Origin of the sequence: Rhizobium sp. T1470 (genome assembly GCF_042140505.1) — a bacterium.
Classification (GTDB): Bacteria; Pseudomonadota; Alphaproteobacteria; order Rhizobiales; family Rhizobiaceae; genus Rhizobium; species Rhizobium favelukesii.
The window spans coordinates 486436-511150 of the sequence record NZ_CP148092.1; the positions used below are offsets into that span (position 1 = coordinate 486436).

A 24715-nucleotide genomic window follows, 5' to 3' on the forward strand; every position below is an offset into this window, starting at 1 on the left:
GCCAGACTATTTCCTCTGCGCCTATCTGTCAGAGCCGTCTGTCGGATGTAGGTACAGGAGACAACAACTGGCTCCACGTCCGCGAGGCGTTCAAGGACAGGTGACTTACCTCGTGGGCCTGCGCCCACGAGGTGCAGGAGCTCTCGGGGCGAGCGGCTTTATGCGATTGCTAGGTACAAGTCCCGATGACACCGGCTTCTAACTGGCGTGTGCATCTATATGTCTTCTTTCCGACGCCCGGGGCGCATTACGCCCCGGGGTGCGTTATTAAATTCTGAACTGTGCCGCCGTCGCGTCATATGCGCGCTTCGCCATCTCCTCGATCGGCAACCTACGAAGGGTTTCCGAAAGGATCTCAACGCCCCACGGGCCCTGATAACCAATCTTTCTTACGGCATCGATGAAAGCGGGAGGATTGAGCACGCCCTCGCCTGGGAGCTTTCGCCGATAGATCGTATCTTCCCACAGCTGCCCGACAACTTCCTGATCGGCATCGTCGAGCTCGATCGAACTAACATGCTTCGACGGAATCTTCGCCAAGTCTTCGTAGGAGATACCGCCGCGGGCCATGTGCCAGATGTCGATCAACAGGCCGCAATTTGGCTGGTCGGCTTGTTCGACGATTGCGAGGGCGATTTCCAACGTGCGGACATTGCTGAACGGCATGATTTCAAGCGCAATACCCGTTCCGTGCTCGGCAGCCTCTCGGCTCAGCTGCGCAAAGGCCTCTGCCATGCGCGGGACGTCGGGCGTCATCTCTTCCTCAGTCGGATTGTACAGATCGGAACCAAGACCGGGCGCAATCTTGATGTCGCGGATTTTCAGCTCTTCCGCCATTTGGAAGAGCTCGCGTCGCATCTCGTCAGAGGCCGCGCGGGCGGCACCATCCTTATACCAGTCGCCCAGAAATTCGATTTCCAGGTGTTTGATGCCTGCACCTTCGACGATCTTTCGCATTTCCGCGTAGCCGATTTTTTCGGCCGTAGCTTTCACGTCGGCATGGATGAGACCAACACCTTTCCAGCCCGCTTTGGCGGCGGCTTCGACACGGTCGCGAAACGGAATCGGGCTGATCTCTGTTGGTCCGAACGGGTAAATGTCGCCGGCAAGCGTGAAATAGGACGCAAGCAAATCGGGCGCTTGATTATTCATTGGGTATCTCCAGTTGTTCTATCTATCGGCGCTGCAAGGCGCCATGGCGAAGTCCCCCTCAAGTTATTGTTTCGCCAGGATTTATAAAGGTGCGAAAAATACTCAGTGGGTATCCATGAACTCTACAAAAAACTACAGATCGCAGGTTTCGGGCACATGCCCATCTTATGGCGTGGGTCCGCGAAGTTTGCAGTGGGCGAAGTTCGGGATACCGGTGCTAGATTGAACGGATGCTCCCGCCATCGACGCCCCAAACCGCGGAGGTGACGAAGGACGCGAGGTCTGAAGCCAGGAAGACTATCACGCTGGCGACCTCCTCCGGATTGCCGAGGCGTGCAAGCGGAAGCTGTCGAAGCTTCATCTCGTGTTCGACCGCCGCCTGCGGTTCCATATTGTAGTGTTTGCCCATCGTCTCAGCAAAGCCGCCTGGCTTTGTCCAAAATGGTGTCCAGATCGGACCAGGGGCAACCGCGTTGACACGCACACTGGTGCCTTCTGCGCGGGCAAGGCCTTTGGTCAAGGCAAGGACGGCAGCCTTTGACGTGGAGTAGTCGATTGGAACCGGTTCTGGCTGACGGGCAAGGTCCGATCCGTTGTTGACGATGTTCCCCTTGCGCTCGCGCAGTATCGGCAGCAGGTGCCGGGTGGCGCGAACATAGCTCATGAAATTGAGCTGGAAAGTTTTATCCCATTCTTCGTCGGTCAACTGCTCAAAGGTCCGGATCGCGCCTGAGCCAACATTGTTAACCAGGACATCGACCACACCGCTCGTCTCGCTGAGAAGCGTAACGAGGCCGGCTGTTACGCCGTGGCTTGTCGACAGATCCGCCTTGGCAATCTTGGCCTGTCCCCCGATTTTGGAGATCTCGGATGAGACGTCCTGAAGCTGACCCTCGTTGAGATCCAGCAGTCCGACGGTTGCACCTTCTTTCGCAAAGGCAATGGCGGTTGCGCGACCGATGCCCTCGGCCGCCCCCGTGATGAACACCACTTTTCCCTTGAGGCCCGTTTCCATTTCATCTCCTCCAAATGTCAAATGGTTTGGTCTTGTCAGACTGATGCACCTTCGGCTCCGATCCGGAAATCAAAGCTCGTGGTCAGGCCGCCATCGGCAATGATCTCGGTGCCGCGCTAGGCGGTCGCGCCGCTGGACAGCAGGAAAAGCGCTGCTTACGCGGCTTCTGCAGTTTCAAGAATTCGCCCCTCCGGCTGTCGCGCCGATCAGGTCGCTAAAAACTGCTCACAGCCGCCACGCCATTAGCGATCAACAGGAGACAGTTCATGTCCGAGACCGGACGACGCCCCGGTCACGACGATCATCTCGGGGAGGGGAAACCGTCCCGCTGGTGAGGTCATGGCTGCGGCACCTCGCTGTTTTCGTTCTTCTTACTCGCCAGAACGAAATCCCAGTTCACGGCCCAATATGGTGAGGTGAACTGCAACTCGCGGGCTTTTTCCTCGTCCAAAACGCTCTCGAAATCTGCGATGAGGGAGTCCTTGACACCGAAAACAGAGTCCTGGTCCAGAAATTGGCAATCCGGCGAGAAGATGTGGGTAATAACGGGGTCGTAGCCCTCGGCGCTCACAATGAAGTGTATATGCGCTGCCCGGTTAGGGTGACGGCCGAGCGAGCCCAGAAGCTTACCGACTGGACCATCATCCGGGATCGGGTAAAAGCGCGGTTTCGACGAACGGAACCAGTATTCACCATTTTGATCCGTCGTGAACACGCCGCGCAGGTTCCAGTCGGGCTGGACGCCTTTCTGTTGGACGTCGTAGAAACCATCGTCGTTCGTCTGCCAGACATCGACGAGCGCCCCTTCGACCGGCTGTCCTTTTGTATCGAGGACCCGGCCTTTGACGACAAGCGGCTCGCCTTTGCCATCAAGACAAATGTTGGTCCCTGAAGCGTAGCGCGGGGCCTCCGGGACGTAGAAAGGCCCAAGGATTGTATTCTCGGTGGCACCGTTCGGGCGCCGGTGATTGATCGAGTCCACCAGCATCGATACGCCCAAGACGTCTGAAAGAAGAATGAATTCCTGTCGCCAGTCGGTGCACATATGACCGACTTGCGTCAGGAACTTGACCCCCGCCAGCCACTCTTCATGGGTCGGCTCGATTTCCTTCACGGCGGCATGAAGATGCTTGACGATCGTTCCCATGACCTCGCGTAAACGCGGATCGATGTCTGTTCCCATCCGGGCGTTGACCACATCGACGGAGTCCTCCTCCGTAAAATACGGATACTTGGGTGCCTTGGCTCTGACGTGCTGTTCCTCGGACATTCTTTCCTCCTGAATATTCTTACGCACCATCCACCCGGGGAGCATCGCCTGTATAGGCACGGCTGATCAGGCCATGAAGGGAAGCCCGCTCCAGCGGTTGGGGATTCCAATATGGGTTGGCGAGAGCCCGATCCGTTACCGTCTCGATGCCGGACTCGAGCATGCCGAGATCCCGCAGAGCCCTCTTGGCGCCGATGCGACCTGCGAGATCGAACAGGGCGCGCGCGGGATCGTCGGTATTCAGCCGTTGCGACAGGCTCTTCATCACGTCCGGGATGGCCGGCGCGTTGTAGGCCAGTGCATGGGGCAAGACGATTGTATGGGTTTCCGCATGGGGAAGGTCAAAAGTCCCACCGATGGTATGGCACAACTTATGATGAAGCGACATCCCAACTGAGCCAAGGCAAATGCCGCACAGCCACGCGCCGTAGAGAGCCTTGGCGCGCGCGTCGCGATTGCCCGGGTCATCGGCGATGATCGGAAGAGCTTCGTAAAGCGCTCCGATCGCTTCTAGCGCCATCATCGTGACGATCGGGTTGGCTTCCTTGGCATACAGTGCCTCGACGGCATGGGCGATCGCGTTTATGCCACTGGTACCAGACATGTCGGCGGGTAAGGTCATTGTCAGGTCGACATCGTAGATGACGACTTCGGGAAGGATTTTGGGGCTGCTTTGCGTGACTTTGTTGCCGTCTTTAGTTTCGCCGAGGATCGGTGTCATCTCAGATCCGGCATAGGTCGTTGGCGCGACGATCTGCGGAAGATCGGTTCTCAATGCCAGGGCCTTTGCCAAACCCGTCGTTGAGCCACCACCGACCGCAATCAAACCGTCGACGTCTTTGTCTTTCACGATCTGCAAGGCTGTTTCGGTAACTGAGACCGGCGTGTGCATGACCGCGCCTGCGAAGATCCCAGCACAACGATTACCGATGAGCTGAGCCAGCCGCTTCGCGTCCTCCTCCTGCGGTGGCGTTGCCAGAACCAGGACCTTGTTGAGACCGAGCCGTTCAACTTCGGATGGAAGCTTTGCCAGAGTGCCCGATCCGAAGATCACTCGAGCTGGTTGACCGTTATAGGTGAAAGACAGCATTTTCGGATTCCGTTGATTGCGATTTGCCTATGCGTAGGCCAAGGTCTATGCGCGATTATCCACCCTCATGAGGAACGGGTGGATTCGAACCTCCGCCCAAACATTCGCTTTGTTGAACGGGTCATTTGCATTGAAGTCGACAACGTCCTGCTTTTTCTCAGCTTCGAAGACGAACATCGAGCCGATCATGGTTTCACCGTCATCGGCGACAAGAGGACCGGAGATGACCGTGCTTACTGCGCCGGGCGCACCGAGATAAGCTTTATGAGCATCATAGTTGGCGAGCCGCTTCGGGAGGCCATCCTTATGATCAATGCAGTGAACGACGAAACGCATGCGAATTCTCCTTGTGGATGTGGCAGCCAGCGTAGCCGGCTGCCACGAGGTTAATTACTTCTTCCCAGCCGCGGCGTAGCAATCCATGACATAATGACTTCGTGCTGCAGGAAACGGGTTTTCTCGCCAGTCTTGGCGTCGAGCAGATCTGCAACGGCCTGGGCAGCGTACTGACCGTTGTCAATTGGCGACTGGAGCACGCTCGTGTCCTGCCCGCCTCGATGGCGGTCACGCCTTCGAGGCTCCAGTTGGAACCGATGATGTCTCCTTCAACCGGAGCGGCAAGCCCTCCAGAACTTTGACTAGTGTGCTTTTGCCGGCGCCATTCTCGCCGCAAAGGCCGTGGATTTCGCTAGTCCTTAGCTTGAAACCAATATTCTTGATCGCAACAACGCCACTGTAAGTCTTTCGCAGACCACGAACGCTCAGACTTGTGTTTGCCGTCGTCTCAGAACTTTCTGACATTCGCTCCTCCCGAAGCTTGGTCATTTCGCAGGATAGTCCACCTGGAAACGTGCGGTGCGGACACCATCGAGCTGCCTGCGGACTTCCAGATGGGCCGGGTGCTCGGCATAAGCTGCGAGTGCTTCTTCATCGTCGAACTCAGAGTAGAGAACGACGTCGCATGCATAGGAAACGCGGCTGACATCGATGCCAATCTCTAAACTGCGTAGGCCCGGTATTTGGCCGAGTAGCCCTTCAAATCGCGCCTTGACATCCGTGGCGGCCGCGAGCTTCTGCTCCGTATCCTCCCCGCGCACGTTCCACATCACGATGTGTTTGATCATGGATAATCCTTTAAAAATGCCCGTTTGCCGTTCGTCTATGGATGGCGCCATCCAAGTCCATCCTGCCTGACTCGGCATCAGCGCGGCTCGACCCAAGCACTCACGCGATAGTCTTGGTCTGAGGATCGTCTCCACTCCTCGAGCCTCCACGCGAGTTGCTCCCACAATACGACCTGGAGGGCCGGGAAAAAGAGTTGGTTTCGGGAATGTCTTTCCCGACTTTTGGGAAGATTTCGCACCACTTTGGCAAAAAAAGCGGCTGTGGACGATGCAGCCGCCAGGTGGGAAAATACGAAGTCAACTAATGCTGGTAGCGTCTTTGTGAACAACATCGGCGGTGGATGCGCCCTTACCTTTCGCAACCTATTGGTTATCTAGCGGGGAGTTCCAGAACCCGGTGGCCGGCGACGTCAGTGAGACTTCGCCGAAACCAGTATCTTCATCTTGCCGCCGGCGGGATCCAGAAGCTTTTTGAAGCCTCTCTCTACGACGTCCTCCATCGGAATTTCGTCATCAACGATCTTCTCCGCTGGAAAGAGGCCTGTCCGCATCATTTCAAAGATCCGCGGCCATATAGTCAGAGGGTAATTGAGCGAACCGCGTAGCGTGATGTCGCGCATCGTGAGATCGAACGGATCAATCTCTGCTTTCACTCCCATGAGCCCGACCTGAACGACGACACCCTGCGCTCTGACGGCCTGAATGCACGAGTTGAGCGCTCGGGGATTGCCTGCGCATTCAATGGCAGCGTCTACGCCAACGCCTTCTTCGGTGTTGTTTTTGATCTCATCGAAAAAGGCTGGCGTTGTCGGGTCGAGCAAGATCGCTTCGGAAGAAATCTGGCTAAGCCGCTTCCGTCGATTGGCATTGGGCTCGCTAACGAATATTCGGGTCGCACCGGCCGCTCGCGCCGCCAGTACCATCAGAGCTCCGATCGGGCCTGCGCCGGTGATTAAAATGCTGCTTCCCGGTTGAACGCTCGCCCGATCGATTGCGTGTACCGCGACGGCCGCCGGTTCGATGAGAGCACCCTGCTGGTCGGTGATCTGGTCGGGCATGCGAATGGTGTTGTATTCGTTGACGATCGCCCGCTCCGCCATGCCTCCCCAAGGCCAGCTCAGTCCGACAACTGATGCCCTCGGCCCGAGGAAAGAGAGGTTACGACGGCCGAAATAGTCATACCGCGGACCGATCTGGGGCTGAATCGACACACGGTCGCCCGGCTTGATGCTTTCAACTCCCTCCCCGACAGCAATCACCTTGGCCGCAAACTCATGGCCAAGGATCTGCGGGAGAAGCGCGCCGCTGTAGGCGTTTGGAATTTTGGGCGTGAAGATGGGGCCGCTCTCGTATTCGTGCAGATCCGTTCCGCAAATTCCACATAGGGTTGGACCAACCAGTACCTGGCCGTGGCCGATCTCGGTGGGCTCGGGAATTCTATCCACACGGACGTCATGCTTGTCGTACAAGCGCACTGCTCTCATCGCCTTCCTCCACAATGCCGGTGTCTCGTCCCTGACTATCACACGGGGCAACTGATATTTTTGCGATAATAGGCGTGAGGCAAGTGGGAAAAAGATCGATAATCGAGAAACACTTTCCCACCGGCAGCAAATTAGATTGGAACGCGAATAAGGCGAGGTTCTATGCCTCGCCTTGCAACGTCATGCCCGAGCAGGTGCCTTCGCCGACCGGGAAACATATTCTCTCTTGGAAGGGAATATCGCGCCGTTTTGGCGTGTTAATGTGCTCGCAAAATAGCCTGGTAGACGACGGGGGCGGCCTTGCAAAACGTCTAGTGACACTTCCTCGCTTGCAGACCGAGATCTCGGCAATTGGCTGACATCCGTGCGGTCAGAGCTAGGCTACAGTACCGAAGCGATGTCAGGCTTGACGGTCTAGCAACTAGTGAAATCGATGACGTAGAACGCGGATTACAAATTCCGGCCGCAAGCGTCGCACGGCTTCGTGTCGCGTCAGACAAACTGCAACGCTAAACCAAACGACTAACTCCCGCGCCGCGGAACGGATTTGCTTCTTCCAACTGTCGAGTACCTAGGCTGCGGTGCCGCCTGGTTCTCGGAAGAGGTACGCTGCTACCTCGCTCAACGCGACATGCGCCGATACCAATCTTGTCTGTTTGTTAGCTAGCCGGTCGTCTGCCCAGGCGCGGTGATCCGCGCCACATCAGCGCGCAAAAATGTACAATCCATGATCGTGGCGGTGATATTTACACCGCGGCATCGACCAGCCGACGCTTGACCATGCACAAGGACCTGTATCGCGCCCGCGCCGCAGCCCTGTCCATGATCCCGACGTCGACGGGTGCCGCAAAGGCCATTGGTCTCGCTCCTGCCATCTTCCTTACAACGTGTCGCCGAATGCCGGTTTTCGGTAGCCGCGTCTTCCCGCATGACGCAAAACTGTTTCCCCGTTGCCCGCCTTTATCCCACTTCATGCGAGTGACATGAATGTAAAGAGGGAAGAGGAGGAAAAAATGATCAACGCCCTTAAACGTACTCTCGCAACCACTATCTGCATGTCAGCCATCATGGCCGGAAGCCCTAGCTTCGCTGAGACGATGAAGCTGGGCCTTTCGATGCCGACGCTCAACACACCGTTCTTTACGGTACTGGTGAACGCCGCGACCGATCAGGCCAAGTCATCCGGCGGTGATGTGGTTCAGACGACCAACGCGAACCGCGACGCCAGCCAGCAGGTCACCGATTTCCGCAACCTGATCAGCGCGGGGGCTAACGTCATTCTCGCCGGCGTGGTTGACCGCGCAGCAATCAAGCCTGCCCTGGACTACGCAAAAAGCAAGAACGTTCCGGTGGTTATCGTAGACGACAAGCCGGCAGCTGGTGACGTCTACGCCGTCGTGCGCGCCGACAATCTCGGAATGGGTGCAAGTGCCGCCGAGGCGCTTGCCGCTGCAATGCCGGATAAGAAAGCAACTGTCCTGCATATCACCGGCGGCCTGACGACGACAAACGGCCGGGATCGCAAAACCGGTTTCGACGAGGCCTTCAAAAAAGTATCCACCACTAAGGTGATCGAGCAGACAGCCAGTTGGGAAGGCCCGCAGGCTGCAAACGTCGCTTCGACGGTCATGAGCGGCAACTCTGATATCGGCGGCATTTACCTCGCTACCGACACGCTCTACTATGATCCGGTCGCTGCAGCACTGAAGTCTCGCAGCCGCTTGGTGCCGGCTGGCAAGGACGGCCACATTGCAATCGCCGCCATCGACGGTGGTTCGAGTGCCCTGAAGGCGATCCGAGACGGCTATCTGGATGCAACGGTTTCGCAGCCGGTCACCGATTACGCGAAGTATGGTGTCATCTACCTGCAAGCCGCTCTGGACGGCAAGGAGATGAAAGAAGGACCGACCGATCACAACAGCACTGTTGTCAAGGACGGCAAGTTTTTCGTCGACAATTTGCCCTCGCCGGTCGTGACGAAGAAGAATGTCGATGACGCGAGCCTTTGGGGCAACGCGAAGTAGTCATGAATATTCGTCCTGAGGTACCGAACATGCTGGCCAGCTCGTCAGAACAACTCGTCACGATCGATGGCGCCGTAAAGCGCTTCGGAGGGACCGTTGCTCTGAACGGGCTGTCCATCTCGATCAAGAGAGGCGAGTCTCACGCCCTGATCGGTCGGAATGGTGCTGGCAAGTCCACGCTTGTATCGATCCTCACCGGCTTGAGAGGAATTGATTCAGGTAGCTTTCTCCTGAACGGCGAAGCTCCGCCCGCTCTGAGCGATCGAAATGCGTGGCGCGAAGCAGTGGCTTGCGTCTACCAGCATCGAACTCTCGTTCCGGATCTGACCGTGGCGGAGAATCTCTACCTCGGACGATATCAAGGCAAGCAGATGATCTCGTGGCGCGGCCTCAACCGTCAAGCGGCGGCCGCGCTCGAGAGCTGGGACATTCCGATTCTCCCCACCACCCCGGTCCGAGACCTTGGGGTCGGGGAAGCCCAAATGGTGGAAATTGCGCGCGCCCTTAGCCAGGGCTCCAGGTTCGTGATTTTGGACGAGCCGACTGCGCAGCTGATTTCCAGCGAAATCGACCATCTGATCGAGCGGGTAAATGAACTGCGTGGCAAGGGAATTACCTTCCTTTTCATCTCTCATCACCTCGACGAAGTTCCAAAGGTTTGTGACGCTGTCACGGTGCTGCGAAACGGGCGCGACGTCCTACATGGTGACGCGCAAAAACTCACAACGGCTGACATCGTGTCCGCAATGGTAGGCGAAGAGGGCGCCGGCAAAGCCCTGACGGCTAGCGAAAAGGTATCTCGACCATCCCTCGCTCCGTCGACGCCCGTCGTGCTCAAAGCGAATTTGCAGCTCGATGCCTGCGATGATCGCGTGGACTTGACGCTCAAAGCAGGGGAGGTCATCGGCTTTGCGGGACATTCCGGATCTGGCACTCGTCAAATCGCCCTTGCCTTAGCGGGACATTATTCAAAGTGGTCGGGAGAGATCGTTTTGAATGGAAAGAATGTTTTAAAGCCCTGGAAACCCCCGACGGCGGTCAAAAGTGGCGTCGCGCTTCTTCCGGAAGATCGCATCAAGACGGGCTTGGTTGGTGGGATGTCCATTGAAGACAACATGACTCTGCCAAGTCTGAAGGCGTTCACAAGTCGTTTCCTGATGAATGGTAAAGCACGGCGCAAATTCGCGGAGGACAATCGCTCCGATCTCGGCGTCGTCTGTCATTCGGTCAGGCAAAATGTCGGTGAGTTGAGCGGTGGCAACCAGCAGAAGGTGCTGTTGGGCTCGGCCCTAAGCACCAATCCAAGCGTTCTAATTCTTCTGCACCCGACGGCCGGCGTGGACATTGCGTCGAAGGCTACGATCCTCGACATCGTCGAACAGCGCCGCCGCCAAGGCCTCGCTGTCATACTTGTTAGTGACGAACCCGAAGAACTTGCGTTCTGCGACCGCGTTCAGGTCTGGGTTCGCGGCAAGAAAGTCGTCGAAAAGAGCGGCATGAGCGAGGAAGAGCTCGTGTCCGCCATGGAAGGCTTTCATACATCTCGGGAGGAAACATGACCCACACTCAAACAACAACCGCAAGCGGAGCGAATCTACGTTCTCGCCGGCTCCTCGGCGATCTTTTCCAGCCTGAATGGGCGATCTTGCCGGTTCTCGTTGTCGTTATGATCGTGGGAACCCTGCTTAACAGCGCATTCCTGTCATACGATAACTTCTACGGTGTGGTGCAGCAAGCCAGCGAACTCGGCGTCCTTACGATGGGCCTGACTTTGGTCCTGATAGCCGGGAAGTTTGATTTGTCGCTCGAATCCACCTTTGGCCTCGCGCCGATGGTAGGTGTGTATTGCCTTCTCGAAGCAGGAGGCTCGGGCCTTAATCTCGCAAACTCGCCATTACTTGCACTGATCGTGATCTTCGCAGTTGGCGCGTTTATTGGTGCGTTCAATGGCGTGCTAGTAATCTATCTCCGCTTCAACGCATTCATCGCAACCCTAGCGACGCTGATCCTGTTGCGCGGTATTAGCCTCGGGTTGACCCGCGGCGAAACGCTCTCGGACCTGCCTGTGCTGCTGACCTTCCCGGGCGATTCGACGTTCCTGGGCGTACCGGTATCCTTCCTGGTCGCCTTGGCTTTGCTCGCCATTCTTACCGTCTTCATGTCCCGGCACCGGATTGGCAGGATGCTCTATGCAGTCGGTGGAAACCAGCAAGCCGCCCGCGTCGCAGGCATTCCAGTCGAGCGTGTCTTGATGGGCGTATTTATCGTCGCAGGCGTTCTCGCTGCTCTGGCAGGGCTGCTGCAGGCAGGGCGGATTGCGTCCATTCCTTCTTCACTCGGGCAAAATCTGATCTTCAATGCATTTGCTGCTGCTGTTCTCGGAGGCGTCAGCCTTAACGGCGGGCGAGGCACGATCGCAGGTGCGTGTGGCGGTGTTTTGCTGCTCGTTCTAATTCAGGATGTTTTGGTTCTATCCCAAGTTCCCGCATATTGGATCAACGCCACGACAGGCGGCATCATCCTCGTCGCCCTGTACATCAGCAAAATCAGCGGAGCCGATAAGGGCAACTAACGGGCTGGTCGAATAACAAGTATTGCCAATGGCGGCCCATCGGCCGCCATTTTTGGATCGGGGATCCATCGGTCCCACATGTGATACTCCGCGGAGCAGAGCAAGCGTGAAATTGCACGGCGCCGGTTGCGGGAAAATGCAGCTCTTCGGCCACCGTCGAAGACGGGGCGGACGGGTTGAAATTCATAGATGCCTGTGTCGAAAGCAAAGCTGACGACCGTGAGCCAAAGACCCATATCTCAGGTCATTCCCCCCATTTTGGGGTGGCTCGCTGATGAATTGCAACGCGGGTTTTCGACTGGCTGGATCATCCGATCATGAGAGTGCACGGGTCAGAGGCTTCACCTAGCGTGTCAAAGATCCTTGAAGAGGCCGCGTTCGCGAAAGAGGCCGACATCGAAGCGGCGCTGTGCGCGATGGTTGTGGGCAGTTGAAACGAACTCCTCCATCGAGCCATCTCGTGCCACCATTTCTGAGCGCGTATTTTTTCAGATATTATCCCACCAAGTGGGAAGGTATTTTGCAACGCGAGCGACTTTTGCGGGCGTTGCGCGGAGTACTATAACGTTTAATTCAATAACAGCGTTGGGGGCGGAATGCGGCAAATTTCGTCGCCATTTCGGTTAGAGGCTACCAAGCAAGGTCCGTTGTTTGTCCCCGGGGCGATGCCGAACGTAGTGCGGGCCCTTACCAGTTCCATAAATAGTCTTACGCCTCAAAAGCTGAGATTTGTCCGCACCTTAGGCGGTTTTGTGGACGAATCGAATATGTGTGTCGCCGGTTCGGATCCCTTCAAGAGCTCCGATCGTGTAGGGCAGGGTTACCGGTTCTAATCCGGTCAAGAGCCGTTGCGTTTGCGGTTTCACACGGAACCGGCCCCCTACTGAGGGCCTGGGCAAGACCTGCGTCAATCGCCCGAAGATGCCGCAGCGTGTTTGCCGACCACGATCCGGTTCAGTCCCGTTCGAAGTGAGGCTACGTTTGCTGCACCGTTCAGGTTCGAGAACTCCTGCTGGGCGGCCAGCCACAGGGGCGACGCCCTTTCGTGTAAAAGACGGCCTTCAGTCGTCAGTTCGATGACCCGGTAGCGGCCATCGGTCGGGGAGGGCTTCATGGAGACGAAGCCGTCTCTCTCCAGGAAACCGACCATCTTCCCCATTGCCGTGCGTTCAACATCGAGGCGCTCGGCCAGCGCAATGACGGTCGCGCTTTCAGCTTCAGCCAGAGCGGCGAGGATGAGAAACTGCGTGATGCGGAGCCCGACCGGCTCGAGGTGAGCGTCATAGAGGCGGGTGATCTGCCGGCTCGCCCTACGCATGGCGTTGCAGTTGCACTGGTCGATTCCCAGAGGCTGATTTGCCGACAACATTTCCATTCCTTTCAAATCCACTTTCTGGGCGTCTTCACGCGGTCCACGGAAGACACCATTCTCTATTCCCATCGCGCCGTGGTTCAGAACAATCCCGGCGGGGGTATGATGTAACCGGGGATCTCGTCCGCCAGCGTGCTCTTTAGCAGAGCCGTGCCCTTGTCGGCCACGACCTCGCTCTTTCCGGCGGCAAGCGCGTCATAGGTCTGCATTGCCACGTCCGTCGGGCTGGTCTTCGGCACGTCGATACCGTTCGTCAAATCCGTGTCCAGGAATCCGACATGAAGACCCAGCACCTGGATGCCGCGTTCCGCGAGGTGGAATCGGAGCTGGTTCGTATAGTTCCAGGCCGCGGCCTTGGACGCGGCGTAGGGTGTCAGGTAGGGCCGTGGCAGCCATACGATATCAGAAAGGACGTTGATAATGGCGGTATGGGGCACCTTGGACAAGCCAGGCTCGAACGCCTGGGTGACCCGCGCCACGCCATAGTAATTGGTGTCAAACAACGCCTTCGACTGCGCCTCGAAATCGGCCGCCAAGGGATTGTCGATCAGCGCGGCAATACCCGCGTTGTTGATCAGGATCGTTGTATCTGCTGCAGCCTCGGCTGCGGCGGCGACCGACGTCGGATCGGTGACGTCGATGCGGACTGGCACGACGCCGGGTTCGTCGAAGCCATTTCTGTTGCGCATGCCGGCGTAGACCTTCTTCGCTCCGCGCCGGACGGCCTCGCGGGCGAAGGCCAGGCCCAGGCCGCGATTTGCACCTGTAATGAAGACCGTTGCGTTGTTGATTTCCATGACACGTCACCTTGTTAGGGTGGCCGATCCGCTACTCCGGCGGAGGCCAACTGGGCTGTTGGATTCAGAGGAAAAGCTGCTTGGGCAGCTGACCGGATAGCGCGCTTTTGAGGTGGCCGGCGAGCGACACGACGGCATGGACCGGGGCCATACGGACGCTTACGCGCGGTATGGAGCCATCCGGGTGGCGATCGATGATGACGGCCGCATTCAGGCGTTCGCCGCTGGTCAATAGCGCTTCATATTCCAGAAGCGTCCGCGAACCGACGATCTCCATAAAGGTCGGGGTTTGCTCGGCGTAGAAAGTGCCGACGGCATCAACGACACTCCGGATTTCGTCGCGACCGATCACCGGTCCACGCAGCACGGAACTGATCAGTTCCGCTTCTGCGGTCAGGTCGTCGAGGAACGGATGGCGTTCTTGATGAGTGCTCGACATAATCGTTACTCCTGGCTTTCGCCTTTACTGGAAGGCCTCACGGTTCTTGGCGATGAATTCCGTAACGGAGAGGGCAGGCGTTCCCGTGACGCGCTCGACGACGTCATTGGTGCCGGAGAAGATGCCCTCGCGGTAGTTCTGGGCGACCTCCACAAGGTGCTGCACCAGAAACGGCGGGAACTTGTAGAGCGTCTCCATCTTGTCCTTAAAGGCTTCGATCGAGGTCGGCGCGTATTCGATCTTGGCTCCTAGAACATCGCACATCGCTGCGGCGATCTCGGCGTGGTTCATTTCGACGGGGCCGTGAAGGGTATAAATCTTGCCTCCATGACCTTCCGGCTTCGCCAGCAGGTGGGCGATCACGCGGCCTTGGTCATCCGAGCTGATCGGTGCATGGCGGCCGTTCTCGAACGGGAACTCGATCTTCTTAGACGCCCAGATCTCCCTTGCAAAATGCGGATAGACGAGCCAATCGGCGAAGAAGGTGGGACGCAGATGCGTGGTCGCGACGCCCGACCAGTCGAAGACGCGCTCCGAAATCCAATGATCCTGCGCTGCATGGCTGGTGGATTCTCGACGCGCCGAGATCTGCGACATGTTTACGATCGCGGAGACGCCCGCTTCCTTCGCCGCCTGTGCGAAATAGGCCGCGGCGCCGAGAATTCCCGGCGCGATGGGGTGCAGAAAGTATGCAGACCGAATGCCCTCCATGGCCGCACGGATGTCATCGATGTCGGTGAAGTCGCCGACCGCGACTTCGACGCCGCGCTCCCGCAGCGCTTTGGCACGGTCGTCGTCCGAGCGAACATAGGCTCGAACCTTCCTGCTCATCTTGAGAAGCTCGTCGATCGCAGCGCCGCCGGTCCGTCCCGTTGCACCACTTACCAGGATGTCAGTCTCGTTCATTGCCATATCTCCTTTAATGAGAGCATATGCTCTTAATACCGAACAAGTAGGAGCATATGCTTTCATTGTCAAGGTAGACTAATCTGCAAAAGGCTTTCGGGTTGGTTCTTCCGAATGACGACTTTTTCTCGGGGCCGGGGCGTTCCTACGTCATAAGGTAAAGCTGTCGCCAACGTGGAAGACGATTGGAATTATTAAGTCCCTATCCCCGTCTGAACTTTTTGCTCGTACTGCCGGATAATAACTACAGGGTCGAAGGTCTGAACCCTTTCAAGGCGGTCATTTGAAGATCCGCGTTCTACGCCACCGAGAGCGCCTTATTGCGGCGATGCACGCGATGTATGGAGAATGCACTTAGCCGAGCTGTGCGCCTACAGCGCGAGACTAGTTTGACAAACTTTGCCAAGTTCAGCTAATCTGCTCGCACTATGGAGGCTCCAATGGCTACGATGAACGTATCTCTTCCCGACCCGATGAAAGATTGGGTCGAGGCGCAAGCAAAGACCGGGCGATATTCCAATGCCAGTGATTATGTGCGCGACTTGATTCGCAGGGACCAGGTTCGCAATGATAAGATTGCCGCCATGCAACGTTTCGTTGATGACGGTGTCAACAGCGGTGTTGGTACCCGGTCGAAGGACGAACTCTTTGCGGCGGCAGCAGCGCGCGAGGAAACAACGCGCGGCAGCAGATAATGCCTTTTAGCCTTTCAGTCGAAGCGGAAGAGGACATCATTGCGATCGCCGAACAAGGCATACGCATGTTCGGATCCGCACAGGCTAGGCGATATCATGACGACCTGTTCACTGTGCTCGATCTCATTGCCGCCAACCCGCGAATGGCGCGTGAGCGAGAAGAGATTTCGCCACCAGTTAGAATTCACTCGTTCAAGGCCCATCTTATTGTTTACCGGATCGAGGAGAACGGAGCCGTTTTCGTGATCCGAATACGCCATGGACATGAAGACTGGGCCAGCGATCCTGTTTACGCCTCGCTGAGTGAACGAACAAGCACAGTTGGGTGAGGGCATTAAGGCCTGGAAAGTGACGCGTGTCAGATCATCTGACATTCCTTGTATCGCTGTTATCCTGTGCTTTTATTTCCAGGGCCTACAGTTCGAATCCCATCAAGACCGGTGTATCCTGTTTCGAGGGAAATAATCTCAGTAGTCATGGCCAATGCGCGGAGTCCCTGCTTTCGCCTAATTTTTCTCCATGCCTAAATATTGCGCTTGACGCGCAGCTTGTGGATGCCATTGTAAAGCGGTTTAGTAAATCGCTTTACAATGCCCGACCGACACCTGGGCATGGAGACGTTATGGCGAGCAAGCGTGCTACAAGCCTGAAGGATGTTGCCGACGCCGCTGGCGTATCGGTGGCGACCGTGTCACGGCTTCTGAACGGTTCGCTCCAGCTTCCTCCGGAAACCAAAGAGCGTATCGACAAGGCGATCCGGGATCTTCGTTACGAGCCGAATCCGCATGCCCGTCGTCTGAGCCGCGGCCGATCGGATACGATCGGTCTCGTAGTGCCCGACATCGCCAATCCCTTCTTCGCCACGCTTGTCGCCGCGGTCGAGCAGGAGGCGGACAAGCGCGGGCTCGCGCTGTCGCTGCATGCGACGCTCAACCGTCCCGGCCGTGAAATCTCGTACGTGACGGCGCTTGCCCGCAATCATGTCGACGGTCTCATCTTCGTTACCAATCACCCTGACGACGGCGAACTGGGTGCATTGATAAACCAGACTGGAAAAGTGGTCATCGTCGACGAAGACGTGCCGGACGCAATGGTGCCAAAGCTTTTCTGCGACAACGAGGAAGGCGGATATCTCGCGGGCCGGCATCTTGCCGAGCATGGCCATCGGCGTGTGGTATATATTGGCGGCCCGCAGCAAATGATCAGCACGCGCCGTCGCTCCCGGGGCCTGGAGCGTGCGCTCATGGAGCGGGGGGAGCCGTTCCAGTTGACACGCCACGAGGGTAGTTTCACGGTGGAGTTCGGCCGGCAGGCGGCGCGCCGTTTTATCGACGAGGGCAAGCCGGCAACCGGCATTTTCGCCAGTTCCGACGAGATTGCGATCGGGTTGATCGAAGTGTTCCGCGCCGAGGGCGTCTCTATTCCCGGCGAGGTTTCGGTGATCGGCTTCGACGATGTGAGCCCCCTGCATCTCTTCGCACCGCCCCTGACCGCCATACGCCAGCCTGTCCGGGCGCTTGGCGAGCGGGCGCTGGCGCTGCTTCTTGAAACAAACTGGCAGGAGCCGGACACATTGCGCTCCGAGGAACTGCTGCCGGTCGAAATCGTCGTGCGGAACTCCGTTGCACCGCCGTCGAAACAATAAAAAAGCAACGAAGATGAACCTAACCAGAGGAACAAGACATGACTATTCTGACACGCAGGATGTTTACGAGCGCACTCGCAACCACGGTCTTTGCCGGTATCTCGTTCGGGAGTGCCTTTGCCGCTGAAAAGACCTTCGCGCTTGTGCAGATCAACCAGCAGGCGCTGTTCTTCAACCAGATGAACGAAGGCGCGCAAAAGGCGGCCGACGCGGCCGGCGCCAAGCTGGTGATCTTCAACGCCAACAACGACCCGGCCGCGCAAAACAGCGCCATCGAAACCTATATCCAGCAGAAGGTCGACGGCCTCGCGGTCGTTGCCATCGACGTTAACGGCATCATGCCTGCTGTGCAGCAGGCGGCTGCCGCGGGCATTCCCGTTGTCGCCATCGATGCTATTCTCCCGGAAGGCCCACAGAAGGCGCAGATCGGCGTCGACAATGCCAAGGCCGGTGCCGACATGGGCAAATTCTTCCTCGACTACGTGAAGAGTAACATGGACGGAAAGGCCAAGTATGGCGTTGTCGGCGCACTGAACTCCTTCATCCAGAATGTCCGCCAGGAAGGCTTCGAAAAGACCGTCAAGGGTGTTGAAGGCGTCACCACCGCCGGCGTCGTCGATGGCCAGAACATCCAGGACAACGCGCTTGCCGCCGCTGAAAACCTCATCACCGGCAACCCCGACATGAACGCCGTCTACGCCACCGGCGAGCCGGCGCTGATGGGCGCCATCGCCGCTGTCGAAAGCCAGGGCAAGCAGTCTGGTGTCAAGATCTTCGGCTGGGATCTGACCGCCCAGGCAATTGCCGGCATCGACGCGGGCTATGTCACCGCCGTGATCCAGCAGGATCCTTCCGCCATGGGTGCGGCGGCCGTCGATGCCCTCAAGAAGATCTCGGACGGCGGCAGCGTCGAGAAGACGATCTCAGTGCCGATCACTATCGTCACCAAGGAGAACGTCGAACCCTACCGGGCCGTTTTCAAATGATCTCTGACGGACAGCACCCAACCGCTGTCGCAGGATCCGGGGGCGGAGAAATCCTCCCCCGGCAGTCCGGCGAAGGCGGCATTCGCCAGCCCCGCATTTCCTTGAAGGGTATTCGCAAGAATTTCGGCTCGCATCAGGCGCTGCGCGGCGTCGATCTCGACATCTATCCCGGCGAATGCCTGGGACTGGTCGGCGATAACGCAGCCGGCAAGTCGACGCTGACCAAGGTCATCTCCGGCACCTATATCCCCGATGACGGCACGATCGCCGTCGACGGACAGGAGGTTCGCTTCAGCGGACCGGCAGACGCCCGCCATCGCAATATCGAAATGGTGTTCCAGGACCTCAGCCTGTGCGACCATGTCGATGTGGTCGGCAACCTGTTTCTCGGCCGCGAACTGACCAAGGGGCCGTTCCTCGACCGCGCGCGCATGCTGACCGAGGCTCGCGCCATGCTCGATGCGCTCGAGATCCGCATCCCACGGCTTGGAGCCAAGGTGGAGAAACTGTCGGGCGGTCAGCGGCAGGCGATCGCGATCGCGCGCGCCGCGTCCTTCAATCCGAAGGTGCTGATCATGGACGAGCCGACATCGGCTCTTGCCGTGGCGGAAGTCGAGGCCGTGCTCAACCTGATCAACCGGGTGAAGGCCAAAGGGGTCTCGGTCATCCTGATCACCCACCGTCTGCAGGATCTCTTCCGCGTCTGCGACCGTATCGCCGTCATGTACGAAGGCACCAAGGTCGCCGAACGCGATATCGCCAAGACCGACCTGCAGGATCTTGTGCAGCTCATCGTCGGAGGGCAGAAGCATTGAGCGCCTATACCGAACGCGCGACCGGATCGCCGGTCGCCGACTTCCTTTCCGAACACGCGCAGGTGCTGTCGATCACCGTGTTCTTCCTCGCTTGCCTTGTCTTCTTCTCGGCCACCACGGACACGTTCCTGACGCTCGGCAATATCCTCAACGTCGTGCGCCAGGCGGCTCCTATCCTGGTTGTCGCGGTTGCGATGACGCTTGTCATCATAACCGGCGGCATAGACCTTTCCGTCGGTTCGCAGGTGGCGCTGGTCAATGCCGTGGCGGCGATCATCATGGCCATGGGCTATCCATGGCCAACTGTAGTGATCGGCATGATCGCCTTTGGCGCGCTGATGGGCATCGCCCAGGGCTGGTTCATTGCCTATCAGGGCATCCCGGCCTTCATCGTCACGCTTGCGGGCCTCTCCATTCTGCGAGGTTTCGCGCTGTGGCTGACGCAGGGATATTCGATCCCGATCAAGGATGCGCCCGGCTTTTTCTGGCTCGGCCGGGGCGAGTTCCTCGGGCTTCCGGTTCCGGCACTGATAGCCGTGCTTGTGGCCGTGATCGGCTACGTCGTCATCGCCTACACGAAGTACGGCCGGCAGGTCGTCGCGGTCGGCTCCAATCTCGAGGCGGCCCGCCGCGTCGGCATGCCGGCGAAGTGGATCGTTGCCTCGGTCTATATGGTGTCAGGGATTGCCTGCGCATTGGCCGGACTTCTGATCGCCGCCCGTCTCGGCTCGGGCTCGTCCAACGCAGCCGTCGGTTTCGAACTGCAGGTCATCGCGGCCGTGGTCCTCGGCGGCACATCGCTGATGGGCGGACGCGGCAGCATTCTCGGCACGGTGCTCGGGACGCTCACCATCGCCGTTATCGGCAACGGGCTGGTCCTGATGCACATCTCGCCTTTCTTCACGCAGATCGTGACTGGCGCCATCATCCTCGTGGCAATCTGGCTCAACACCAAGATCTTTACGACCAACTTCCGCTTCGGCGGAAAGAGGAAGTGAGGTCGGCATGAGCGAACTTTCAGAAGCGCATGTGCGCTCGGGCAAGGTGATGACGGTAGTGGGTGCAATCCCTGCTTCCGCTCTCGGCATCACGCTGATGCACGAGCATATTCTCAACGACTGCCGCTGCTGGTGGCATGCACCTAAGACGCCGGAGCGCCAGTATCTCGCCGACAGCTTCGTCTGCATCGAGATCTTAAGCGAGCTGCGCCAGGATCCCTTCGTCAACAAGCACAACATCACGCTGGACGATGAGCCGCTGGCCATCACCGAGCTCAAGGATTTCGCCGCACATGGCGGCCACACGGTTGTCGAGCCGACCTGCCAGGGTATCGGCCGAGATCCCCGGGCGCTGAAGCGGATATCGCAGGCTTCCGGGCTCAATATCATCATGGGCGCCGGCTACTATCTCGGCTCGTCACATCCGGCAAAGGTCGCCGGCATGACGATCGACCAGATCGCCGACGAGATCGTTCAGGAAGCAACCGCCGGCGTCGATGGTACCGACATCAAGGTCGGATTGATCGGCGAGATCGGAGTGTCCTCGGATTTCACCGATCAGGAAGAGAAGTCGCTGAGGGCGGCGGCGCGGGCGCAGGCGCGCATCGGTCTTCCGCTGATGGTGCATCTGCCCGGCTGGTTCCGGCTGGGCCACAGGGTGCTTGATATCGCGGCGGCAGAGGGGGCGGACCTTCACCACACCGTGCTTTGCCACATGAACCCGTCGCATGATGATCTTGCCTATCAGGGCGAGCTCGCCTCGCGAGGCGCCTTGCTGGAATATGACATGATCGGCATGGATTTCTTCTACGCCGATCAGCAGGTTCAGTGCCCGAGCGACGAGGAAGCAGCGCGTGCCATCGTCAAGCTGGTGGAGCAGGGATATATCGATCGTATCCTGCTCTCCCACGACGTCTTCCTGAAGATGATGCTGACGCGGTACGGCGGCAATGGCTATGCGTATATCGTCAAGCATTTCCTGCCGCGCCTGAAGCGCCATGGGCTGACGGATGAACAGCTCGACATTCTCATGCGCGACAATCCGAGATCGGTATTCCAGGCCAAGGCCTGATGTCAAAACGACGATAGAAATGGAAAGACCATGACCAAGAAAGTCCTCCTCGTTGGCGAGAGCTGGGTCAGCTCCGCCACCCATTATAAAGGCTTCGATCAGTTCGGCAGCGTCACCTTCCATCTCGGCGCCGAGCCGCTGGTGAAAGTACTCGAAGGCAGCGAGTATGAGCTGACCTACATGCCAGCTCATGAGGCGGTCGAAAAATTTCCCTTCGATATGGCGGGGCTCGACGTCTATGACGTGATCATCCTGTCGGATATCGGCGCGAACTCGCTGCTGCTGCCGCCCGCTGTCTGGCTGCATTCCAGGACTGTGCCGAACCGGCTGAAGCTCATCAAGGCCTGGGTGGAAAAGGGCGGCGGCCTGTTGATGGTCGGCGGCTATTTCTCCTTCCAAGGCATCGACGGCAAGGCGCGCTGGCGCCGCACGGCGGTGGAGGATGTTCTCCCCGTCACCTGCCTGCCCTATGACGACCGCGTCGAGATTCCCGAAGGCACGGGAGCCGTCATCACCAAGGCGGACCATCCGACGGTTGCCGGCATGGGCGGTCAATGGCCGCTGCTGCTTGGCGTCAACGAGGTGGAGGTGCGCGACCGCGCCGACGTCGAAGTCGTCGCCCGCCTGCCGGATGATCAGGGCGGCCATCCGCTGCTCGTCACCGGGACGTTCGGCAACGGGCGAAGCGCTGCCTGGACGTCCGATATCGGGCCGCACTGGCTGTCGCCCGCCTTCTGTGAATGGGAAGGCTACGGCCGCCTTTGGAAGAACATTCTGGGCTGGCTGAGCGACAAGCGCTGAGGCATTGACGGCCTCTGGCGTCCCTCAGTGAGCCAGGATGGCCTTAAGTTCGCTGCTGGTCGGGAAGGCCGAACGGGTGCCGCGACGGCTGACTGTCAGCGCTGAGGCGGATGCCGCGTGGCCGATGGCACGGGTGTCGAGCTCGACCCCGCGCACCGCGGCCGAAGCCAGCGCCACCGCCATGAAGGTGTCGCCGGCGCCGGTGGTGTCGATCGCCTTGGTGGCCACGGCCGGAATGGTGGCAATGGCCGCCGCCCGGCTTGCGAGCAGCGCTCCGTCGCTGCCGAGCGTCAGAACGACGTGGCGCACGCCCGATTGCAGCAGCTTTTCGGTCGCTGCCGTATCGGACGAACCGGTGAGGCTCTTCGCCTCGCCCCGGTTCAGAAATGCGATATCGATGAGCGGCCAGAAGGCGTCGAAATAGGGCCTGAGAGGCGAGGGGTTGAAGGCGGTGACGAGGCCGCGGCGGCGGGCTTCCTGGAGCAGGCCGAGGGTGGTTGCCTGGCTGAGATTGCCCTGCAGGACCATGAGGTCGCCGGCAGCGGCAGTGTCAAGCGCGGCAATGGCTTCTTCAGGCGTCAGCGAACCGGCTGAATCCGTGGTGGTGACGATGGCGTTTTCGCCATCAGGCGTGGTGAAGATGATGGAGAAGTCGCTGGAACGGCCGGCAAGCGCGATCAGCTTGGCTTCGACCGGTTCCGGCGCCAGTTGATCGCGAATGGTCTGGGCGCGGAAATCCTCGCCCACGGCCGCGACGAGGGTGGTGGGCAGGCCGGTGCGCGCCATGACCACGGCCTGGTTCGCACCTTTGCCGCCAAGGTCGCGCGTTTCTTCGCGGCCGAGGATCGAAGCCCCGGCTTCCGGCATGGTCGACACGGATATGGTTTCGTCGACAGCGACGTTACCGATGACATGAGCACGAACATTGGCAGGCATGGCTGGCCTTCGAAAGGAAACGAAAATGCAGACGATTTCGGATAATAATTCAAGCGCCATAAGGGAAATATTCTGCACTGACAAGGCACTGATCGGGATGATCCATTGCTCGCCCTTTCCCGGTGCCCCCCGCTACCGCGGCGCGACCGTGGACGCGATCTACGACGTGGCAATGCGCGATGCCGAAGCTCTGATCGAAGGCGGGCTGCATGGTCTGATCATCGAGAACCACGGGGACATTCCCTTCTCCAAGCCTGAGGATATCGGCCCTGAGACATCCGCCTTCATGTCCGTCGTCACCGATAGGATCGGACGGGCGACCGGCATCCCGATGGGCATCAACGTGCTCGCAAACGCCCCGATCCCCGCCTTCGCCATCGCCATGGCCGGCGGCGCCAAGTTCATCCGTGTCAACCAGTGGGCCAACGCCTATGTCGCCAACGAGGGCTTTATGGAAGGCCGCGCGGCCGAAGCGATGCGCTACCGATCGGCTCTGCGCGCCGAGCACATCAAGGTCTTCGCCGACAGCCATGTGAAGCATGGCGCCCACGCGATCACCGCCGACCGGACGATCGAGGAACTGACCCGCGACCTCGCCTTCTTTGACGCCGATGTGGTAATCGCCACCGGTCAGCGAACCGGCAATTCGGCGACCGTGGAGGAAATCGAGACAATCGGCGCCGCGACACATCTGCCGCTGCTCGTTGGCTCGGGTGTTACCAAGGACAACGTCGTCGAGATCCTGAAGCGCACCAACGGCGTCATCGTCGCGTCCTCGCTCAAGGAAGGCGGCGTCTGGTGGAATCCGGTGGAACTCTCGCGCGTCAAGGCCTTCGTCGAAGCCGCGCGTCCGGGTCTGGAAGGCTGATATGACCGAGACACTGTCCGAGCAGATCCTGCGTGAAAATGCCGCCGTCTTCGATGCGATGGTGACCCATCGCTTCGTCGAGGACATCAAGGCGAACAAGCTTTCGAAGGAGGTCTTCGAACGCTACCTCGTCTTCGAAGGCGCCTTCGTCGATACGGCGATCTCGATCTTTGCCTTTGCCGCCGCCAAGGCTGAGACGATCGCCCAGAAGCGTTGGCTGATCGGCGTTCTGGATGCGCTGGCCAACCAGCAGATCGCCTATTTTGAAAAGACCTTCACTGAGCGCGGCATCGATCCCGCGGCCTATGACACGACGATGCCCGAAGTAGCCGCGTTCCGCGACGGCATGCTGGCGATCTCCCGCGATGGCGGCTATCTCGACACGGTGGCGGCCATGTTCGCCGCCGAGTGGATGTACTGGACCTGGTCGAAGGACGCCGCCCGCCACGAGATGAGCGATCCGCTGCTCAAGGAGTGGGTGGACCTACACGCGCACGAGGACTTCGCCGCCCAGGCGCTGTGGCTGAAGGTGGAGCTGGATGCGGCCGGCGAGGGCATGAGCGTGGAGGAACGCTCCCGCCTCAGCGGCATCTTCGGCCGCGCGCAGGCGCTCGAGATCGCCTTCCACGACGCTCCCTATCTCTGAGGTAAAGC

General features: G+C 58.9%; 26 protein-coding genes and 2 pseudogenes. 15 read left to right on the forward strand and 13 right to left on the reverse strand.

The window, feature by feature from the left end; all coding sequences use genetic code 11:
* Positions 1–267 precede the first annotated feature (267 nt).
* The 8 genes from WGT02_RS23430 to WGT02_RS23465 form a co-directional block, all read right to left on the reverse strand.
* A complete protein-coding gene (locus tag WGT02_RS23430) occupies positions 268–1152 on the reverse strand; it encodes a sugar phosphate isomerase/epimerase (RefSeq protein ID WP_208246990.1) in 885 nt (294 codons plus the stop codon).
* A 217-nt stretch (positions 1153–1369) separates the two neighbouring features.
* Positions 1370–2167: an SDR family NAD(P)-dependent oxidoreductase gene (locus WGT02_RS23435; RefSeq protein WP_208246992.1), complete on the reverse strand. Its 798-nt coding sequence runs from the start codon at positions 2165–2167 to the stop codon at positions 1370–1372.
* 337 nt (positions 2168–2504) lie between these two features.
* Positions 2505–3437 carry an intradiol ring-cleavage dioxygenase gene (locus WGT02_RS23440; protein WP_208246994.1) on the reverse strand — a complete coding sequence of 311 codons (933 nt, stop codon included), beginning with the start codon at positions 3435–3437 and terminating at the stop codon, positions 2505–2507.
* A gap of 19 nt (positions 3438–3456) precedes the next feature.
* The gene (locus tag WGT02_RS23445; protein WP_208246996.1) at positions 3457–4527 is read right to left on the reverse strand and encodes a maleylacetate reductase; all 1071 of its coding nucleotides are present in this window, start codon (positions 4525–4527) and stop codon (positions 3457–3459) included.
* 45 nt (positions 4528–4572) lie between these two features.
* Positions 4573–4863: a YciI family protein gene (locus WGT02_RS23450; protein WP_113236894.1), complete on the reverse strand. Its 291-nt coding sequence runs from the start codon at positions 4861–4863 to the stop codon at positions 4573–4575.
* A gap of 228 nt (positions 4864–5091) precedes the next feature.
* Entirely contained in the window at positions 5092–5352 is a 261-nt protein-coding gene (locus WGT02_RS23455; protein WP_375679492.1) for an ATP-binding cassette domain-containing protein, read from the reverse strand.
* On the reverse strand, positions 5349–5651 hold the full coding sequence (locus tag WGT02_RS23460; RefSeq protein WP_208247000.1) for a Dabb family protein: 303 nt from the start codon (positions 5649–5651) through the stop codon (positions 5349–5351). Before WGT02_RS23460 ends, WGT02_RS23455 begins: the two co-directional genes overlap by 4 nt.
* Before the next feature lie 410 nt (positions 5652–6061).
* Complete coding sequence (locus tag WGT02_RS23465; RefSeq protein WP_208247002.1) at positions 6062–7135, reverse strand: 2,3-butanediol dehydrogenase; 1074 nt, start codon at positions 7133–7135, stop codon at positions 6062–6064.
* Positions 7136–7896: 761 nt separating this feature from the next.
* On the opposite strand from WGT02_RS23465, the pseudogene WGT02_RS23470 reads away from it, so the two are divergent.
* From WGT02_RS23470 to WGT02_RS23490, 5 genes and pseudogenes are all read left to right on the forward strand, one after another.
* Positions 7897–7999, forward strand: a pseudogene (locus tag WGT02_RS23470) (erythrose-4-phosphate dehydrogenase); the annotation flags it as partial.
* A 149-nt stretch (positions 8000–8148) separates the two neighbouring features.
* Positions 8149–9159 (forward strand): sugar ABC transporter substrate-binding protein, encoded by a 1011-nt coding sequence (locus tag WGT02_RS23475; RefSeq protein ID WP_208247004.1) that lies wholly within the window; start codon positions 8149–8151, stop codon positions 9157–9159.
* A gap of 29 nt (positions 9160–9188) precedes the next feature.
* Complete coding sequence (locus WGT02_RS23480; protein WP_339151218.1) at positions 9189–10718, forward strand: sugar ABC transporter ATP-binding protein; 1530 nt, start codon at positions 9189–9191, stop codon at positions 10716–10718.
* Complete coding sequence (locus WGT02_RS23485; RefSeq protein ID WP_208247007.1) at positions 10715–11731, forward strand: ABC transporter permease; 1017 nt, start codon at positions 10715–10717, stop codon at positions 11729–11731. The genes WGT02_RS23480 and WGT02_RS23485 overlap by 4 nt, the downstream gene beginning before the upstream one ends.
* 261 nt (positions 11732–11992) lie before the next feature.
* Positions 11993–12165 (forward strand): annotated as a pseudogene (locus WGT02_RS23490) (alpha-ketoacid dehydrogenase subunit beta); the annotation flags it as partial.
* A gap of 473 nt (positions 12166–12638) precedes the next feature.
* Here WGT02_RS23490 and WGT02_RS23495 read toward each other — a convergent pair.
* From WGT02_RS23495 to WGT02_RS23510, 4 genes are all read right to left on the reverse strand, one after another.
* A complete protein-coding gene (locus tag WGT02_RS23495) occupies positions 12639–13100 on the reverse strand; it encodes a MarR family winged helix-turn-helix transcriptional regulator (protein ID WP_208247009.1) in 462 nt (153 codons plus the stop codon).
* 83 nt (positions 13101–13183) lie between these two features.
* Positions 13184–13900, reverse strand: coding sequence for an SDR family oxidoreductase (locus WGT02_RS23500; RefSeq protein WP_208247011.1), 717 nt, complete (start codon positions 13898–13900; stop codon positions 13184–13186).
* Between the two features lie 64 nt (positions 13901–13964).
* Complete coding sequence (locus WGT02_RS23505) at positions 13965–14339, reverse strand: hypothetical protein (RefSeq protein WP_208247013.1); 375 nt, start codon at positions 14337–14339, stop codon at positions 13965–13967.
* Between the two features lie 24 nt (positions 14340–14363).
* Positions 14364–15245 carry an NmrA family NAD(P)-binding protein gene (locus WGT02_RS23510; RefSeq protein ID WP_208247015.1) on the reverse strand — a complete coding sequence of 294 codons (882 nt, stop codon included), beginning with the start codon at positions 15243–15245 and terminating at the stop codon, positions 14364–14366.
* A 440-nt stretch (positions 15246–15685) separates the two neighbouring features.
* On the opposite strand from WGT02_RS23510, the gene WGT02_RS23515 reads away from it, so the two are divergent.
* The 8 genes from WGT02_RS23515 (at position 15686) to WGT02_RS23550 (ending at position 22257) form a co-directional block, all read left to right on the forward strand.
* Positions 15686–15940, forward strand: coding sequence for a type II toxin-antitoxin system ParD family antitoxin (locus WGT02_RS23515; protein WP_208247017.1), 255 nt, complete (start codon positions 15686–15688; stop codon positions 15938–15940).
* Complete coding sequence (locus WGT02_RS23520) at positions 15940–16269, forward strand: type II toxin-antitoxin system RelE/ParE family toxin (RefSeq protein WP_208247019.1); 330 nt, start codon at positions 15940–15942, stop codon at positions 16267–16269. The genes WGT02_RS23515 and WGT02_RS23520 overlap by 1 nt, the downstream gene beginning before the upstream one ends.
* Before the next feature lie 293 nt (positions 16270–16562).
* Positions 16563–17585, forward strand: coding sequence for a LacI family DNA-binding transcriptional regulator (locus WGT02_RS23525; protein WP_037124797.1), 1023 nt, complete (start codon positions 16563–16565; stop codon positions 17583–17585).
* A gap of 38 nt (positions 17586–17623) precedes the next feature.
* Positions 17624–18571: a substrate-binding domain-containing protein gene (locus WGT02_RS23530; RefSeq protein WP_208247022.1), complete on the forward strand. Its 948-nt coding sequence runs from the start codon at positions 17624–17626 to the stop codon at positions 18569–18571.
* Positions 18568–19386 carry an ATP-binding cassette domain-containing protein gene (locus WGT02_RS23535; RefSeq protein WP_037124801.1) on the forward strand — a complete coding sequence of 273 codons (819 nt, stop codon included), beginning with the start codon at positions 18568–18570 and terminating at the stop codon, positions 19384–19386. Before WGT02_RS23530 ends, WGT02_RS23535 begins: the two co-directional genes overlap by 4 nt.
* On the forward strand, positions 19383–20384 hold the full coding sequence (locus WGT02_RS23540) for an ABC transporter permease (protein ID WP_208247024.1): 1002 nt from the start codon (positions 19383–19385) through the stop codon (positions 20382–20384). Before WGT02_RS23535 ends, WGT02_RS23540 begins: the two co-directional genes overlap by 4 nt.
* 7 nt (positions 20385–20391) lie before the next feature.
* A complete protein-coding gene (locus WGT02_RS23545) occupies positions 20392–21456 on the forward strand; it encodes a phosphotriesterase (protein ID WP_208247026.1) in 1065 nt (354 codons plus the stop codon).
* A 30-nt stretch (positions 21457–21486) separates the two neighbouring features.
* Positions 21487–22257, forward strand: coding sequence for a glutamine amidotransferase (locus tag WGT02_RS23550; protein ID WP_208247027.1), 771 nt, complete (start codon positions 21487–21489; stop codon positions 22255–22257).
* 24 nt (positions 22258–22281) lie between these two features.
* On the opposite strand, the gene WGT02_RS23555 is transcribed toward WGT02_RS23550, so the two are convergent.
* Positions 22282–23193: a ribokinase gene (locus WGT02_RS23555; protein WP_037124808.1), complete on the reverse strand. Its 912-nt coding sequence runs from the start codon at positions 23191–23193 to the stop codon at positions 22282–22284.
* 25 nt (positions 23194–23218) lie between these two features.
* Between WGT02_RS23555 and WGT02_RS23560 the strand changes: the two genes are divergently transcribed.
* The gene (locus WGT02_RS23560) at positions 23219–24061 is read left to right on the forward strand and encodes a BtpA/SgcQ family protein (RefSeq protein ID WP_208247029.1); all 843 of its coding nucleotides are present in this window, start codon (positions 23219–23221) and stop codon (positions 24059–24061) included.
* A gap of 1 nt (position 24062) precedes the next feature.
* Positions 24063–24707 (forward strand): TenA family protein, encoded by a 645-nt coding sequence (locus tag WGT02_RS23565; RefSeq protein ID WP_208247031.1) that lies wholly within the window; start codon positions 24063–24065, stop codon positions 24705–24707.
* The last annotated feature ends 8 nt before the right edge of the window (positions 24708–24715 follow it).

Coding starts and splice junctions, on each gene's coding strand:
- WGT02_RS23545 (WP_208247026.1), top strand. CDS start 20,392: ATGAGCGAACTTTCAGAAGCGCATGTGCGCTCGGGCAAGGTGATGACG.
- WGT02_RS23555 (WP_037124808.1), bottom strand. CDS start 23,193: ATGCCTGCCAATGTTCGTGCTCATGTCATCGGTAACGTCGCTGTCGAC.
- WGT02_RS23450 (WP_113236894.1), bottom strand. CDS start 4,863: ATGCGTTTCGTCGTTCACTGCATTGATCATAAGGATGGCCTCCCGAAG.
- WGT02_RS23505 (WP_208247013.1), bottom strand. CDS start 14,339: ATGTCGAGCACTCATCAAGAACGCCATCCGTTCCTCGACGACCTGACC.
- WGT02_RS23440 (WP_208246994.1), bottom strand. CDS start 3,437: ATGTCCGAGGAACAGCACGTCAGAGCCAAGGCACCCAAGTATCCGTAT.
- WGT02_RS23525 (WP_037124797.1), top strand. CDS start 16,563: ATGGCGAGCAAGCGTGCTACAAGCCTGAAGGATGTTGCCGACGCCGCT.
- WGT02_RS23530 (WP_208247022.1), top strand. CDS start 17,624: ATGACTATTCTGACACGCAGGATGTTTACGAGCGCACTCGCAACCACG.
- WGT02_RS23480 (WP_339151218.1), top strand. CDS start 9,189: ATGCTGGCCAGCTCGTCAGAACAACTCGTCACGATCGATGGCGCCGTA.
- WGT02_RS23560 (WP_208247029.1), top strand. CDS start 23,219: ATGCAGACGATTTCGGATAATAATTCAAGCGCCATAAGGGAAATATTC.
- WGT02_RS23455 (WP_375679492.1), bottom strand. CDS start 5,352: ATGACCAAGCTTCGGGAGGAGCGAATGTCAGAAAGTTCTGAGACGACG.
- WGT02_RS23520 (WP_208247019.1), top strand. CDS start 15,940: ATGCCTTTTAGCCTTTCAGTCGAAGCGGAAGAGGACATCATTGCGATC.
- WGT02_RS23485 (WP_208247007.1), top strand. CDS start 10,715: ATGACCCACACTCAAACAACAACCGCAAGCGGAGCGAATCTACGTTCT.
- WGT02_RS23465 (WP_208247002.1), bottom strand. CDS start 7,135: ATGAGAGCAGTGCGCTTGTACGACAAGCATGACGTCCGTGTGGATAGA.
- WGT02_RS23515 (WP_208247017.1), top strand. CDS start 15,686: ATGGCTACGATGAACGTATCTCTTCCCGACCCGATGAAAGATTGGGTC.
- WGT02_RS23535 (WP_037124801.1), top strand. CDS start 18,568: ATGATCTCTGACGGACAGCACCCAACCGCTGTCGCAGGATCCGGGGGC.
- WGT02_RS23565 (WP_208247031.1), top strand. CDS start 24,063: ATGACCGAGACACTGTCCGAGCAGATCCTGCGTGAAAATGCCGCCGTC.
- WGT02_RS23495 (WP_208247009.1), bottom strand. CDS start 13,100: ATGTTGTCGGCAAATCAGCCTCTGGGAATCGACCAGTGCAACTGCAAC.
- WGT02_RS23550 (WP_208247027.1), top strand. CDS start 21,487: ATGACCAAGAAAGTCCTCCTCGTTGGCGAGAGCTGGGTCAGCTCCGCC.
- WGT02_RS23435 (WP_208246992.1), bottom strand. CDS start 2,167: ATGGAAACGGGCCTCAAGGGAAAAGTGGTGTTCATCACGGGGGCGGCC.
- WGT02_RS23475 (WP_208247004.1), top strand. CDS start 8,149: ATGATCAACGCCCTTAAACGTACTCTCGCAACCACTATCTGCATGTCA.
- WGT02_RS23430 (WP_208246990.1), bottom strand. CDS start 1,152: ATGAATAATCAAGCGCCCGATTTGCTTGCGTCCTATTTCACGCTTGCC.
- WGT02_RS23445 (WP_208246996.1), bottom strand. CDS start 4,527: ATGCTGTCTTTCACCTATAACGGTCAACCAGCTCGAGTGATCTTCGGA.
- WGT02_RS23510 (WP_208247015.1), bottom strand. CDS start 15,245: ATGAACGAGACTGACATCCTGGTAAGTGGTGCAACGGGACGGACCGGC.
- WGT02_RS23500 (WP_208247011.1), bottom strand. CDS start 13,900: ATGGAAATCAACAACGCAACGGTCTTCATTACAGGTGCAAATCGCGGC.
- WGT02_RS23460 (WP_208247000.1), bottom strand. CDS start 5,651: ATGATCAAACACATCGTGATGTGGAACGTGCGCGGGGAGGATACGGAG.